The sequence below is a fragment of the Streptomyces sp. DSM 40750 genome (assembly GCF_024612035.1).
Lineage (GTDB): Bacteria > Actinomycetota > Actinomycetes > Streptomycetales > Streptomycetaceae > Streptomyces.
On sequence record NZ_CP102513.1, the window covers coordinates 5,212,988 to 5,225,799 of the forward strand.

Below are 12,812 nucleotides of genomic sequence, written 5' to 3' on the forward strand. Positions count from 1 at the left end.
TTAGATTTACTCGCACGGCGATTCTACGACCCGTCAGATACACCCACACAAGCCCCGGGGAGAGCCGATGTCATTGCCCGCGGAGTTCCACGACATCGCCAAGCGCGTGAACAACTGGGGGCGTTGGGGGGCGGACGACGAGATCGGCACCCTCAACCTGATCACCGACGAGGTCGTACGGGAGGCCGCCACCGCCGTCCGCTCCGGTCGTCGCGTGCCGCTCGCGCTGCCCCTTCAACAGGACGGCGTGCAGACGGGGATGATGCCGGGCCGAGTGAACCCGCTGCACGCCATGGTGCAGATCAACCAGGAGATCTTCGGCCCGGGCACGGTCGCGTGCAGCGACGACGCCGTGACGATGGGGCTCCAGGCGGCCACCCACTGGGACGCGCTCACCCATGTCTCGCACTCGGGCCGGATCTACAACGGCCGCCCGGCGGACACGATCACGCCGCACGGCGGCGCGGCCTTCGCCGGCATCGACAAGGCCCGGCACATCGTCTCGCGCGGTGTCCTCCTGGACATCCCGCGAGCCCTGGGCCGTGGCGACGACCGCCTCCCCGGCGATCACGCGGTCACGCCCGAAGACCTGGACGCGGCCGAGGAGTTGGCGGGCACCCGGGTCCGTGCGGGCGACATCGTCCTCGTCCGCACCGGACAGATCCGGACCTACCTCGCCGGCGACAAGCACGCGTACGCCTTCCCGTCACCGGGGCTCTCGCTCCGCACCCCGGAGTGGTTCCACGCGCGTGACGTCGCCGCCGTCGCCAATGACACCCTGACGTTCGAGATCTTCCCGCCGGAGATCGAGGATCTGTGGCTGCCGGTGCACGCGCTCGACCTGGTCGAGATGGGCATGCCCCAGGGGCAGAACTGGAATCTGGAAGAGTTGTCCACAGCCTGTGGACAACTTGGGCGGTACGACTTCCTGCTCTCGGCGATGCCCGAGCCGTTCGTCGGCGCCACGGGCACGCCGGTGGCACCGGTCGCCATCCTGTAGGGCCCCGGCGACCCCAGGACCTACGGACCCCAGGACCTCCGGGTCGACTGGTGGCGCGCGCCCGCCGCCCCGAGCACGGCACCGCGCGCCACCATCCGGCTTCGGCGCACCGGCCCCGCCCCCCGGGCCCTGTCGGGAGCCGACGCCGAAACACGACCCACGCTCGCCGAGGGCCTCCGTCACCGAGACCCTCGTCGTCCCCTCGCGGCGAATCGCTGACCACAAGCGTGATCAAACGGACACGGCGCGTCAACACCCGCTCAGGGATCAGCCGGGCAAAACCCGCGTATCGACGGTGCGTACGGAAGCACATCCCGGCGCACGTTTTCGCTACCGCCGCCGAGCGGGTCAACGCCATGCGCTGCGCGCAGGCGTGCGCGACGCGAAACGCGTCGAAAGTCGGGCGCCCCCGCACGCCTGACAACTCGGGGGCATGGTCCGCCTGTCGTAGCCGCGGGCAGTCGCGCCGCTGGAGTGGGGGAGGCACCTCCCGCCCGAGCGAAGCCGAGAGGGGGGAAGGGTGGGCGCAGCGGCACCTCGTACCGCCGAGCAGCGGACCCGGCCCCGACCCCCCGGCCCACCGCACCCGCCCCGAACTAGACCGCCTCGTACGCCAATCCCTCGCGCACCAGACCCTCACGCGTCACCGCCGCGACCCCCGTCACCGCGCCGCACGCCGGATAGACGGCGGGCGTCGCGACCCCGCCACCCACCACGGGCGCTCCACCCGACGCACCCGAGACACCGACCGCCCCGGCCACCCCCGGCACCTCCCGGTACAGCTCGCACCAGATGCGCTTGCCGACGCCCTCGTAGGACCAGCCCCAGCGGTCGGCGAGGACCTCGACGAGGGCGAGGCCGCGCCCGCCCGTCTCGTCGCCGTCGACGCACCGCGGCGCCGGCGGGCACGCGCTGGTGTCGGCGACTTCGAGGCGGACCTTGCCGATGGAGCCGTCACGGAGGCCGGACAGCAGCAGCCGCATCACCGCCGGGCGCCCGGTGTGGACGACCGCGTTGGTGACCAGCTCGGAGACGAGCAGGGTCAGCGTCTCGGCGAGCGGCTCGTCAACTCCTATCCCGGACCCGGCGAGCCGTGAACGGGCCCATCTCCGTGCACGACCCACCTCTGCGGGGTCGGGCCGGATCTCCAGCTGCACTTGAAGCACCTGCACCGCTCACACCATCCGAACCGGCGGACACATCGCCGCACGCCCCTCAGGGGCCACGATCGTGGTCATCTGCTGCCTGGCCGACGCCACCGCCGTCGACACCATCGGCACCGGGATCACGGAACGTGATCCCCTTACAGGACAGCATGGTTGACGTACAGTCACCCCAACAAGCGCTTCGGGCATATTCCAGCGCGAAGGAGTACGCCTACGGCATACTGTGCGACGCTCATCGCGGGGAGTCGAACAGACCGGAGCGACGGGACTCCGGCCCACTTCACGAGCGCCGGGCACCGCCGGATCCGGGGCCGCCACAGGGGCAACACCGGCTCGGCTCGACCTCGGAACCACTCGCATCCCCCAGAAGGTACCGGAGTACGACTCCGACTCCAGGCCGTGACAAGTCACACCTAGGACACAACCCGGTATCAACGCTCGGTAATTCCGGTATGCCACGTTCCGCGACATTCGACCGATCCTCTGCCACACACTTCCGCACCTGCCCTGGTCAGCGCGGTCAGCCCGCCCCGGCCAGCAGTTCCTCCGCCAACAACTCCTCACTCTCCGTAATCGATCCGCCACGTTCTGCCCGTACCCACGCGCGCTTCAGACACAGATGTACGTCGGCCTCCCAGGTGAACCCCATACCGCCGTGCACCTGAAGACAGTCGCGCGCGCCGCGCACCGCCGCCTCGTCGGCCAGCAGCCGAGCCGCCGCGATGTCCACCGGGTCACCGGTCACGGCCGCCGCGTACACCGCCGCCCGCGCCACCTCCACCCGCACCAGCAGCTCCGCGCACAGATGCTTGACCGCCTGGAACGCCCCGATCGGCCGCCCGAACTGCTCCCGCGTCCGCGCGTGTTGCACCGCCAGCTCACAGGCCCGGACGGCCGTACCCAGTTGCTCGGCAGCGGTGAGCAGCACGAAGGGATCATCCGGGCGGGCGGAAGAGACATCCGCCGACACCCGGTGCAACGGCGTCAACGGGTCAACCGACCGCAACGCGACCGCCCCGGCCGCGACAGCACCACTCCCGCCCCCCACCACCACATCCGCCTCGTCCAGCCACTCCACCAGCCCTCCACCCCCGACGGCGGTCACCACGGCCTCCCCGGTCGCCGCCCCCGGCACCGTCCCCGCCGCGAGATGCGTGGCCACCAGCGGCCCGGGCAGCAGCACCCGCCCCGCCTCTTCGAACAGCAACACCGCCTCCGGCAGCCCGAGCCCGACGCCACCCTCCGCCTCCGTCAACCGCAACGCGAAGAACCCGGCCGCCCCCAACTCCCGCCAGAGGCCCCGGTCCAGCCCACCGCCGTCGACGGCGGCCCACAACGCTTCCCGCCCGAAGCGCCGCGCCAACAGCCCCCGCACCCCGTCCCGCAGCGCCCGCTGGTCCTCAGTGAGTTGAAAGCGCATGGCCAAGTACCCCTTGTCAACACCGAGTAGGACAGCGCGCCCCTGCTTTCAGGGGGCGCGGGGACCGCGCGACAAGCCCCCACCGGACCGCAGCCGCGACACCATTCGCAGCCCCCACCCGGAGCGCCACCGCTTCCCCCAGCGGAGCGTCACCCCTTGGGCAGCCCCAAGATCCGCTCACCCACGATGTTCCGCTGAATCTCCGACGTCCCCGCCGCGATCGTGTACGACAACGAACTGAGCCGATCGAGAACCCACCCCCGCCCGAGGTCGAGCGCATCGGGCCCGAGCACATCCGCGGCCACGTCGTACAACTCCTGACGCACACGCGAGTACCTCAGCTTGAAAACCGAACCCCCCACCCCCGGCACCCCTCCGGAGGACTCCGACTCGCTCACGTTCCACTGCGTGAGCCGCCACAGCGCCCGGAACTCGGCGTTCAGCCGCCCCAGCCGCCGCCGGACAACGGGGTCGTCCCAGCGCCCGTTCGCCCGCGCCTCCCGGGCCACCTCGCCCAACACCCGCCGACACGCGACCACTTCCCCCACGAACGCGGTCCCGCGCTCGTACGACAGGGTCACCATGGTCACGCGCCAGCCGTCGTTCTCCTCCCCGACCCGGTTGGCGACCGGCACGCGCACCTCGTCGAGGAAGACCTCGGCGAACTCGGTGGAGCCGGCGAGGGTGCGCAGGGGCCGTACGGTCACGCCCGGCGCGTCCATGGGCAACGCCAGCCAGGAGATCCCCCGGTGCTTGGGCGCCGAGGTGTCCGTCCGTACCAACAGCTCGCACCAGTCGGCGACTTCGGCGTGCGAGGTCCAGATCTTCGACCCCGTCACCACGTACTCGTCGCCGTCCCTGCGCGCCCGCGTGCGCAGCGCCGCGAGGTCGGACCCGGCGTCCGGCTCGCTGAACCCCTGACACCACACCTCCTCGCCGCGCAGCACGGGCGGCAGCCAGCGTGCCCGCTGTTCGGCGGTCCCCTCGGCGGCGATGGTGGGCCCTGCGTGCAGCAGTCCCACGAAGTTGGCGCCGACGTACGGGGCGCCCGCCTTCTCGGTCTCCTCCAGGAAGATCAGCCGCATGGTCGGGGAGGCGTCCCAGTGGACGTCGGCGTACCCGGCGTCGTACAGCGTCCGCTGCCAGCCGAGGTCGTACGCGCGCCGCCCCGGCCAGTCGTCGGGCGACGGCTTCGGCGGCAGCGAGGGAAGAACCTTCGCCAGCCACTCCCGCAGCCGCCCCCGGAACTCCTCCTCCTCCGGGCTGTACGCGAGATCCATGACCCGGCATCCGTTACTTGTCGAAGTCCAGGTCGAGCATGCGGATCGCGTTGCCCCGCATCAGCTTGTAGACCGTCTCGTCGTCGAGGCCCTTCACATGGTCGAGGGCGACTTCCTTGGTGTGCGGGAAGGTCGAGTCGACGTGCGGATAGTCGGTCTCGAAGGTCGCGTTGTCGCGCCCCACCACGTCCAGCGAGGCGACCCCGTGCTTGTCGCGGAAGAAGCAGCAGAACATCTGGCGGTAGTAGTACGTCGACGGCGGCTCGGGGATCAGGTCCCGCACCCCGCCCCAGGCGCGGTGCTCCTCCCACACGTCGTCGGCCCGCTCCAGGGCGTACGGGATCCAGCCCATCTGGCCTTCGCTGTAGGCGAGTTTGAGGGTCGGGAACTTCACCAGGACCCCGCTGAAGAGGAAGTCCATCATCGAGGCCATCGCGTTGTTGAAGGAGAGCGAGGCCTGGACGGCGGGGGGTGCGTCGGGGGAGGCGGCCGGCATCTGGGAGCTGGAGCCGATGTGCATGTTGATGACGGTCCCGGTCTCCTGGCAGACCGCGAAGAACGGGTCCCAGTAGCCGGAGTGGATGGAAGGCAGACCGAGGTAGGTGGGGATCTCGGAGAAGGTCACGGCCTTCACCCCCCGGGCGGCGTTCCGCTTGATCTCCTCGACCGCCAGTTCGACGTCCCAGAGGGGGATCAGGCACAGCGGGATCAGCCGGCCGCCGCTGTCGCCGCACCACTCCTCGACCATCCAGTCGTTGTACGCGCGCACGCAGGCCAGGGCGACCTCCTTGTCGTGCGCCTCGGCGAACGTCTGCCCGCAGAAGCGCGGGAAGGTGGGGAAGCAGAGCGAGGCCTCGACATGGTTGAGGTCCATGTCCGCCAGCCGCGCCTTGGGATCCCAGCATCCGCGCCGCATCTGCTCCCGCGTGATCCCCTCCAGCGTCATCTCGTCCCGGTCGAACCCGACGGCCGCGATGTTCCGCTTGTACGGGAACTTCAGGTCCTCGTAGATCCACCAGTCCGTGAGCTGCCCGGCCGGGTCCATCGTGATCTGGTACTTGCCGGCGACGTACGCGAGCTCACCGATCCCGGCGGTGAGGGGCTTGGGACCTCGATCGCGGTACTTCTCCGGGAGCCAGGTGTCGAAGAGGTGCGCGGGTTCGATCACATGGTCGTCGACGCTGATGACGCGGGGCAGTTCGGTCATGGGTCCCCCACTCGGGTGCCTCGAAATATCGTGCCTCGAATATCTGATGGACCGTCAGATTCTCCTCCACGAAGCAGGCTAGCCCCGACCCTCTGGACCGACAAGGCGCCGAGCCCTACGCTCTGCCCACAATCTGACTACCCGTCAGCTCCATGAGGGGGCCGCCGTGACCGACACCGCCCACGCGCTCAGCGAGTCCCGCACACTCTGGGAGCTGGTCTCCCGCCGCGCCGACCTCACCCCCGACCGGCCCGTCCTCCTCCAGGACGACCGCACGCTGAGCTTCGGCGAGCTGCGCCACCGGTCCGAGCGGGTGGCGGCCGGGCTGTACGACATGGGCGTACGCCCCGGCACGGTCGTCGCCTGGCAGCTGCCCACCCGCATCGAGACGGCCCTGCTCTCCTTCGCCCTGGCCCGCCTGGGCGCCGTCCAGTCCCCGGTCATCCCCTTCTACCGCGACCGGGAGGTCGGCTTCGCGCTACGGGAGTCGAAGGCGGAGTTCTTCGCGGTGCCGGGCGAGTGGCGGGGCTTCGACCACACGGAGATGGCACGGCGGCTGGCCGCGCGGGGAGTCTTCGAGGCGTACGACCGCCTCCCGGACGGCGACCCGTCGGTACTCCCCGCCCCACCGGCCGACGGCACCTCCGTCCGCTGGATCTACTGGACCTCGGGCACCACCTCCGACCCCAAGGGCGTCCTCCACACCGACCGTTCACTCATCGCGGGCGGCTCCTGCCTCGCCCACGCGCTACGGCTCACCCGGGACGACGTCGGCTCGATCGCCTTCCCGTACGCGCACATAGGCGGCCCGGACTACATGGTGATGCTCCTGCTGTACGGCTTCCCGGCGGTGATGTTCGAGCACTTCGCGCTGCCGGCCGCGCTGGAGGGCTACCGCAAGCACGGGGTGACGGTGGCGGGCGGGTCGACGGCGTTCTACTCGATGTTCCTGGCCGAGCAGCGGAAGCAGCCGGGCGTCCCGGTCGTCCCCTCCTTGCGACTGCTCGCGGGCGGCGGGGCACCGAAGCCGCCGGAGGTCTATCACTCCGTCGTACGGGAGATGGGCGTGCAGCTCACCCACGGGTACGGCATGACGGAGGTCCCGATGATCACGATGGGGGCGCCGGACGACTCGGTGGAGAACCTGGCGACGACGGAGGGGCGGCCGCCGGCGGGGATGGAGATCAGGATCGTGGACGGGGAGGTGCGGCTGAAGGGGGAGGCCGTCTGCCGGGGGTATGTGGATCCGGCGCAGTCGGCGGCGGCCTTCGACGCGGACGGGTTCTTCGTCACGGGCGACCTCGGACATGTCACCGACAGCGGTCACCTGGTGCTGACCGGCCGCCTCAAGGACGTCATCATCCGCAAGGGCGAGAACATTTCCGCGAAGGAGATCGAGGACCTGCTGCACCGGCATCCGGCCGTCCAGGACGTGGCGGTGATCGGGCTGCCGGACGCGGAGCGGGGGGAGCGGGTCTGCGCGGTGCTCGAACAGCCGCCGGGGGCCGGCCCCCTGACGCTGGATGACGTCAGCGACCACCTGCGCGAGGAAGGGCTGTCCGTCCACAAGCTGCCGGAGCAGGTGGAGGTGGTGGACGCCCTTCCGCGCAACGAGACCCTGCGGAAGGTCCTCAAGTACAAGCTGCGCGAGCGCTATTCGTGAACGGCTGTGCGCGAGCGGCTGTGCGCGAACGGCTTATTCGGGCACGGCTATTCGGGCACGGTGAAGTAGCGCGCGAACGCCGTCACGATCTCCGACTCGCTGACCTTGCCGTCGGTGTCGGTGTCGAGGGCGGCGGCGGTCGCGTTGGCGATCTGCTCGGGGACGCCGAGGGCCTTGAGGACCCGGGCGGTGTCCTCGACCGTGGCCGTGCCGTCCCCGTCGGAGTCCGCGACGGCGAGGGCCGCGTGCAGGAAGGGGCGGGCAATCTCGGCGAAGCGGTCGGGGTTGTCGCGCAGCCGCTTGACCGCGCCGTTCACGAACTCGTCCCGGGTGATGCGCTGGTCGCCGTCCCGGTCCGCGATTCCGGCCATGCCCTGCCAGAAGGCCTCGGCGCCGATGTACAGCGCCTGGCCCTTGTCGGACCGGGCGGTGGTGTCGAACTCGCTGAGAACCGCCTTGGTCGCCGCGTTGAAGTCCTCGCGGTCGATCCAGCCGTTGCCGTCCTGGTCGAAAGTGGCGAACCGGGCGGCGATCCTGCCCTCGTACTCGCTGCTGACCATGTCTCTTCGGGCCCGCCTTACGTCAAGTGGGGTGCTTCTCGGACGGAGCGTACGACGTGGGGGCCCGGGTCGGAGCGGGAAAGCGGCGCTTGTACCAAGACTGCGGGAATTCTGGAACAACCGTGTGGCCGCCGTGACGATGGGGGCACCTCCCGCTCGGGCGAAGCCGAGAGTGGGGGAAAGTGGGGAACCTCGAACCTATGTGCAGTTCAGGCCGACAGGGGGTCGGCCTCGTCGTCGGACTCCGGTGCGACCGCCGAGGGGACGTCCGGGTGGACGTCGAAGAGGCGGCGGACGCCGAGGGCGGCGAGAACGCGGTTGACGTGCGCGCCCTCGGCCGGGCCACCGCCCGCCCTGCCGTCGGCGGGGAGGATCAGCCGGAGGTGCCCCCGGCAGGAACGCATCAGCCGCCGGGTGGCGATCAGGACGCCCACGCCGCTGGAGTCGCAGAAGACGACGCCGGAGAGGTCGAGGACGAGACTTCGGCGGCCGTCCGCCACCGCCTCGTGCACCCGCTGGCGGAGCACGGGCGACGTCACCAGATCCATCTCTCCCGACACATGCAGCACAGCCCACTCACCGTGCCCGCCGTCGGTCACTTCGAACGCCACCGCGATGCCTCTCAGTCGCCGAACCGGAAGCCGATGCACCGCTTCCTGCTGCGCGGCTGCCCCGCCGTCGTTCCATGAAACACCCGTGGCCCACCGAAAGCGCGTGGCAAGCGAGCCATTTCAGGGGCCTTTTCGGTGCGATTTCCATCGAGTACGGTCACATGTGATCGACTATTGATCGTGAATGGATCCGACATGGTCCCTGGTGGTCGGATCCGTGCAGGGTAGGCACCATGCAAGGTCATACAGGGTCGTACAGGTATACGAAAGGCGGGCAGACGCCCACGTGAGCGGTGTGGCAACGGCTTGCGGACGAGGTTCATACCACCTTCAACCTTCTGAGGGGCGCACATTGCCATAAAGGGGCGTGCGCGGTCAGCGGTGCCGACTACATTCGGGACGGCAGCGCGGACAGGCTGGAATCGGGACGGAACCGGGCCGGGCCGACGGGGTCCGCGGCTCGGCGGGCATCAGGAACGGCGCAGGTACGAGCAGGGTGAGGGGGCCCGTATGGCGACGAAGGACGCACCGCCCCGCTGGGACCGCAGGATGCAGCAGCGGCTGGCGCACGGCGAGGCGGCGGCGCTCGGTGAGTTGTACGACCGGTTCGCGTCCCTCGTGCACGGGCTCGCCCATCGCGTCCTCGGCGACGAGTCGGCCGCCGACTCCCTCACTCGCGAGGTGTTCCTCCAGCTCTGGGAGAACCCCGAGTCGTACGACCCCAAGCAGGGCCCCCTGCGCTCCTGGATCGCGGCGCTGACCCACCGCCTGGCCGTGCAGCGACTGCGCGCCACCGAGACCGCCGCACTCGCCCGGGGCGGCGAGGGCACCACCGAGGACCTGGAGCGCAAGGTCCACCACGCCTCGGTCGCCGCCCGCGCCGACTACATAGTGCAAGCGATGCCCGCGCCCCTGCGCGCCGCCCTGGAACTCGCCTACTTCCAGCGCCGCGACTACCGCCAGGCCGCCACCGACCTCGGCGTCACCGAGGACGAGGCCCGCCGCCGCCTCCGCCTCGGCCTCCAGCTCCTCTCCACCGCCCACGACACCCGCCCCTCCGGAGCCCCGCCCGAATACGGGGGTGCGGTGTGACCGGCGGGACGAGCCCTTCGGGGGCGTACGACGAGGAGCCGGAGGGCCCCGAAGCCCAGGAGGAACCGGGGCGGACCCCGGCCTGGCCCGCGAGCGGGAGGGTGCCTTCGGCCAGGGTGCCGCTGGACGACGGGCCGCCGGACGCAGGCGGTACGCGGGAGCCCGGCGATTCCCACGGGTCGGACGGATCCGGCAGGCCGGACTCGGGCGACCCGCCAGGCCGCGGTGATACGGCGGAAGGTGACGGCGACGGCGACCCAGTGGGTCCCGGCGGCCACGGCGGCGGCAGCGGCCTCGGCGAGCCGCCCGGGCCCGGTGGGCCCCGGGGACCCGGCAACGGGGACGGTGGCGGTGGCGGTGGCGGTGACGAGCCGGTCGGGCCGCCGCGTATACCGCTACCGCGCGCCTCCGTGGAGGACAGCGGGCTGCCGCTGCCGGACCCCGCGCCCGAACCGACACCCCCGGCACCCGCAGCGCCGTCATCGGCGGTACCTCCCGCCCCGCCTGCCTCTCCCGTCTCCCCCGCTCCTCTCGTCCTTGAGCACCCCGTGCTGAAGGCGCTGCTCGGAGCCTGGGCGCTGGCGGTCTGTTCGGCGGAGGAGGCGTTGGCCGTCGAGGAGCATCTCGGGGAGTGCGGGTCGTGCGCGGACGAGGCGCGGCGGCTGCGGGAGGCCGTGGGGCTGCTGCATCCGCCGGAGAGCCTCGATCTCGATCCGTCGCTCCGTACCCAGGTACTGGACGTCTGTCTGGGCCGGCGCCCGCCCCGCATCCCCGTGCCGCGCTGGGCCGCCCCGTACGACGCGGAGGCCGCGCGGCTGGACGCGTTGCTGCAGGACATCGGGAGCGCGGACTGGCACGCGCCCGTACGGCTGCGCTGGTTCGAGGGCGAGGGGCCGGTGAGCCGTCGTACGACCGTCGCCGGAGTCATCGCCCACCTGCTCACCGTCGACGGCCTCGTCGCGATCGCCCTGGGCCTGGACGACCCGCTGGGCCTGCTCAAGGCGGACCCGGACAACGGCACGCCCGTGGCCCGCACCGAGGCGTACTGGAAGGCGTCCCACTTCCCGCCCACCCGCGCCGTCCGCGCGCCCTGGCGGGAGCAGAGCCATGACATCGTGCGCACGACGTCGTTCACGGGCGGCGGCAGCCCGGACGACTCCGACGGCTCGGACCGGCTGCCGGTCTCGTACGGCGGCTTCGAACTCCCCCTGCGGGACGCGATGCTGGACCGGGCGTTCGAGACCTGGATCCACGCGGAGGACATCGCCGAGGCCGTGGACTACCCGTACGAGCCGCCCTCCGGCCGCCATCTGCACGGCATGATCGACCTGGCGGCGCGCATGCTGCCCTCGTCCTTGGCCGAGCGCCGCCGGAACGGGCTGGCGTCTCCGCCCCCGCCCGGCCGCCACCTCGTGCCTGCCGGCACGCCCGGCCGCACCCTCCGCCTGGAGATCGAGGGCTCCGGCGGCGGCGAGTGGCTCATCCCCCTCGACTCCCCCGCGGCCCTCGGCTCCGCCGACCACGAGGTCGCCCACGTGGCCCTCGACGGCGTCGAATTCTGCCGACTGACCGCCGGCCACGTCCCTCCGGAGGACGCGGCGGCGGGCCAGAACGGCGACCGCAAGGCAATCAGGGACGTCCTGTTCGCGGCGGCGGCCATGAGCAGGATGTAGCGAAAGGGCGCCTGGTGACCGCCGGGTTCTCAAGGGGCGCGGGGAACTGCGCGATCAGCCCCCACGCACCCGCGGCCGCGATCCCGCACGCACCCCCGAGCTACTGGGCGCCCCAGCCCGGCGGAGCCTCCGCGCGGAGCCCCTACGCGAAGACGACCGTCCGTCGCCCGTTCCTCAGGATCCGGCGCTCGGCGTGCCACTTGACCGCCCGCGCCAGCGCCTGGCACTCCACATCCCGCCCGATCGCGACGAGCCCCTCGGGCGTCACCCCGTGCCCCACGCGCTCGACCTCCTGCTCGATGATCGGCCCCTCGTCGAGGTCGGCGGTGACATAGTGCGCCGTCGCCCCGATCAGCTTCACACCACGGGCGTGCGCCTGGTGGTACGGCTTCGCGCCCTTGAAGCTCGGCAGGAAGGAGTGGTGGATGTTGATGATGCGGCCGTTGAGCTGCTTGCAGAGGTCGTCGGAGAGCACCTGCATATAGCGGGCCAGGACGACCAGCTCGACGTTCTCCTCGCGCACGATCGCCAGCAGCCGCGCCTCGGCCTCGGCCTTGTTGTCCTTGGTCACCGGGATGTGGTGGAAGGGGACGTCGTACGACGCCACCAGCTCGGCGAAATCGCTGTGGTTGGAGACCACGGCCGCGATCTCCACCGGCAGCGCCCCCGTACTGGCCCGGAAGAGCAGGTCGTTCAGGCAGTGGCCGAACTTGCTGACCATGAGGACGACGCGCATCTTCTCGTCGGCCCGGTTGATCTGCCAGTCCATCTGGAAGGAGTCACCGATCGCCGCGAAGCTGGCCCGTAGCTTCTCGACGCTCACCGGCGCCTCCGCCGAGAAGTGCACACGCATGAAGAACAGACCCGTGTCGTGGTCGCCGAACTGCTGGCTGTCCTCGATGTTGCAGCCGGTCATGAAGAGGTAGCTCGACACGGCGTGCACGATTCCCTGCTTGTCCGGGCAGGCGAGGGTGAGGACGTACTGGTCGGCGGGGGCCGCGGCTCGGGTGGACTGCTCGTTCATGCCCGACAGGGTCCCATATGGCCCAACCATGTCGGCAATCGTCCCGAGGACCGGACCGCCCGCCTCCCTCCTCACCGCCGCCCCCGGCTCCTGCCGGCAGCCGGCCGCCGATCGCC

11 protein-coding genes are annotated in these 12,812 nt (G+C 71.0%); 4 read left to right on the forward strand and 7 right to left on the reverse strand.

The features are described from left to right. Positions 1–67 precede the first annotated feature (67 nt). Positions 68–1,000 carry a cyclase family protein gene (locus tag JIX55_RS23250; RefSeq protein ID WP_257565238.1) on the forward strand — a complete coding sequence of 311 codons (933 nt, stop codon included), beginning with the start codon at positions 68–70 and terminating at the stop codon, positions 998–1,000. A 596-nt stretch (positions 1,001–1,596) separates the two neighbouring features. Here the strand turns inward: JIX55_RS23250 and JIX55_RS23255 are convergent. The 4 genes from JIX55_RS23255 to JIX55_RS23270 all read right to left on the reverse strand — a co-directional run bounded on the left by JIX55_RS23255 (position 1,597) and on the right by JIX55_RS23270 (position 6,073). Continuing rightward, complete coding sequence (locus tag JIX55_RS23255; protein WP_306820121.1) at positions 1,597–2,157, reverse strand: ATP-binding protein; 561 nt, start codon at positions 2,155–2,157, stop codon at positions 1,597–1,599. 529 nt (positions 2,158–2,686) lie between these two features. Beyond that, positions 2,687–3,586 carry an acyl-CoA dehydrogenase family protein gene (locus JIX55_RS23260; protein WP_257565240.1) on the reverse strand — a complete coding sequence of 300 codons (900 nt, stop codon included), beginning with the start codon at positions 3,584–3,586 and terminating at the stop codon, positions 2,687–2,689. Positions 3,587–3,735: 149 nt separating this feature from the next. Further along, the gene (locus JIX55_RS23265) at positions 3,736–4,866 is read right to left on the reverse strand and encodes an acyl-CoA dehydrogenase family protein (protein ID WP_257565241.1); all 1,131 of its coding nucleotides are present in this window, start codon (positions 4,864–4,866) and stop codon (positions 3,736–3,738) included. A 13-nt stretch (positions 4,867–4,879) separates the two neighbouring features. Next, positions 4,880–6,073 carry an amidohydrolase family protein gene (locus JIX55_RS23270; RefSeq protein ID WP_257565242.1) on the reverse strand — a complete coding sequence of 398 codons (1,194 nt, stop codon included), beginning with the start codon at positions 6,071–6,073 and terminating at the stop codon, positions 4,880–4,882. Positions 6,074–6,239: 166 nt separating this feature from the next. On the opposite strand from JIX55_RS23270, the gene JIX55_RS23275 reads away from it, so the two are divergent. After that, on the forward strand, positions 6,240–7,736 hold the full coding sequence (locus JIX55_RS23275) for a class I adenylate-forming enzyme family protein (protein WP_257565243.1): 1,497 nt from the start codon (positions 6,240–6,242) through the stop codon (positions 7,734–7,736). Between the two features lie 47 nt (positions 7,737–7,783). Here JIX55_RS23275 and JIX55_RS23280 read toward each other — a convergent pair whose 3' ends face one another. Further along, entirely contained in the window at positions 7,784–8,296 is a 513-nt protein-coding gene (locus JIX55_RS23280; protein ID WP_257565244.1) for an EF-hand domain-containing protein, read from the reverse strand. A 209-nt stretch (positions 8,297–8,505) separates the two neighbouring features. Beyond that, a complete protein-coding gene (locus JIX55_RS23285) occupies positions 8,506–8,913 on the reverse strand; it encodes an STAS domain-containing protein (protein ID WP_257569449.1) in 408 nt (135 codons plus the stop codon). Positions 8,914–9,417: 504 nt separating this feature from the next. On the opposite strand from JIX55_RS23285, the gene JIX55_RS23290 reads away from it, so the two are divergent. After that, complete coding sequence (locus tag JIX55_RS23290) at positions 9,418–9,999, forward strand: sigma-70 family RNA polymerase sigma factor (RefSeq protein WP_257565245.1); 582 nt, start codon at positions 9,418–9,420, stop codon at positions 9,997–9,999. Between the two features lie 260 nt (positions 10,000–10,259). Next, complete coding sequence (locus JIX55_RS23295) at positions 10,260–11,672, forward strand: zf-HC2 domain-containing protein (RefSeq protein WP_257569450.1); 1,413 nt, start codon at positions 10,260–10,262, stop codon at positions 11,670–11,672. A 142-nt stretch (positions 11,673–11,814) separates the two neighbouring features. On the opposite strand, the gene purU is transcribed toward JIX55_RS23295, so the two are convergent. Then, a complete protein-coding gene (gene purU / locus JIX55_RS23300) occupies positions 11,815–12,696 on the reverse strand; it encodes a formyltetrahydrofolate deformylase (RefSeq protein WP_257565246.1) in 882 nt (293 codons plus the stop codon). Positions 12,697–12,812: the final 116 nt, after the last annotated feature.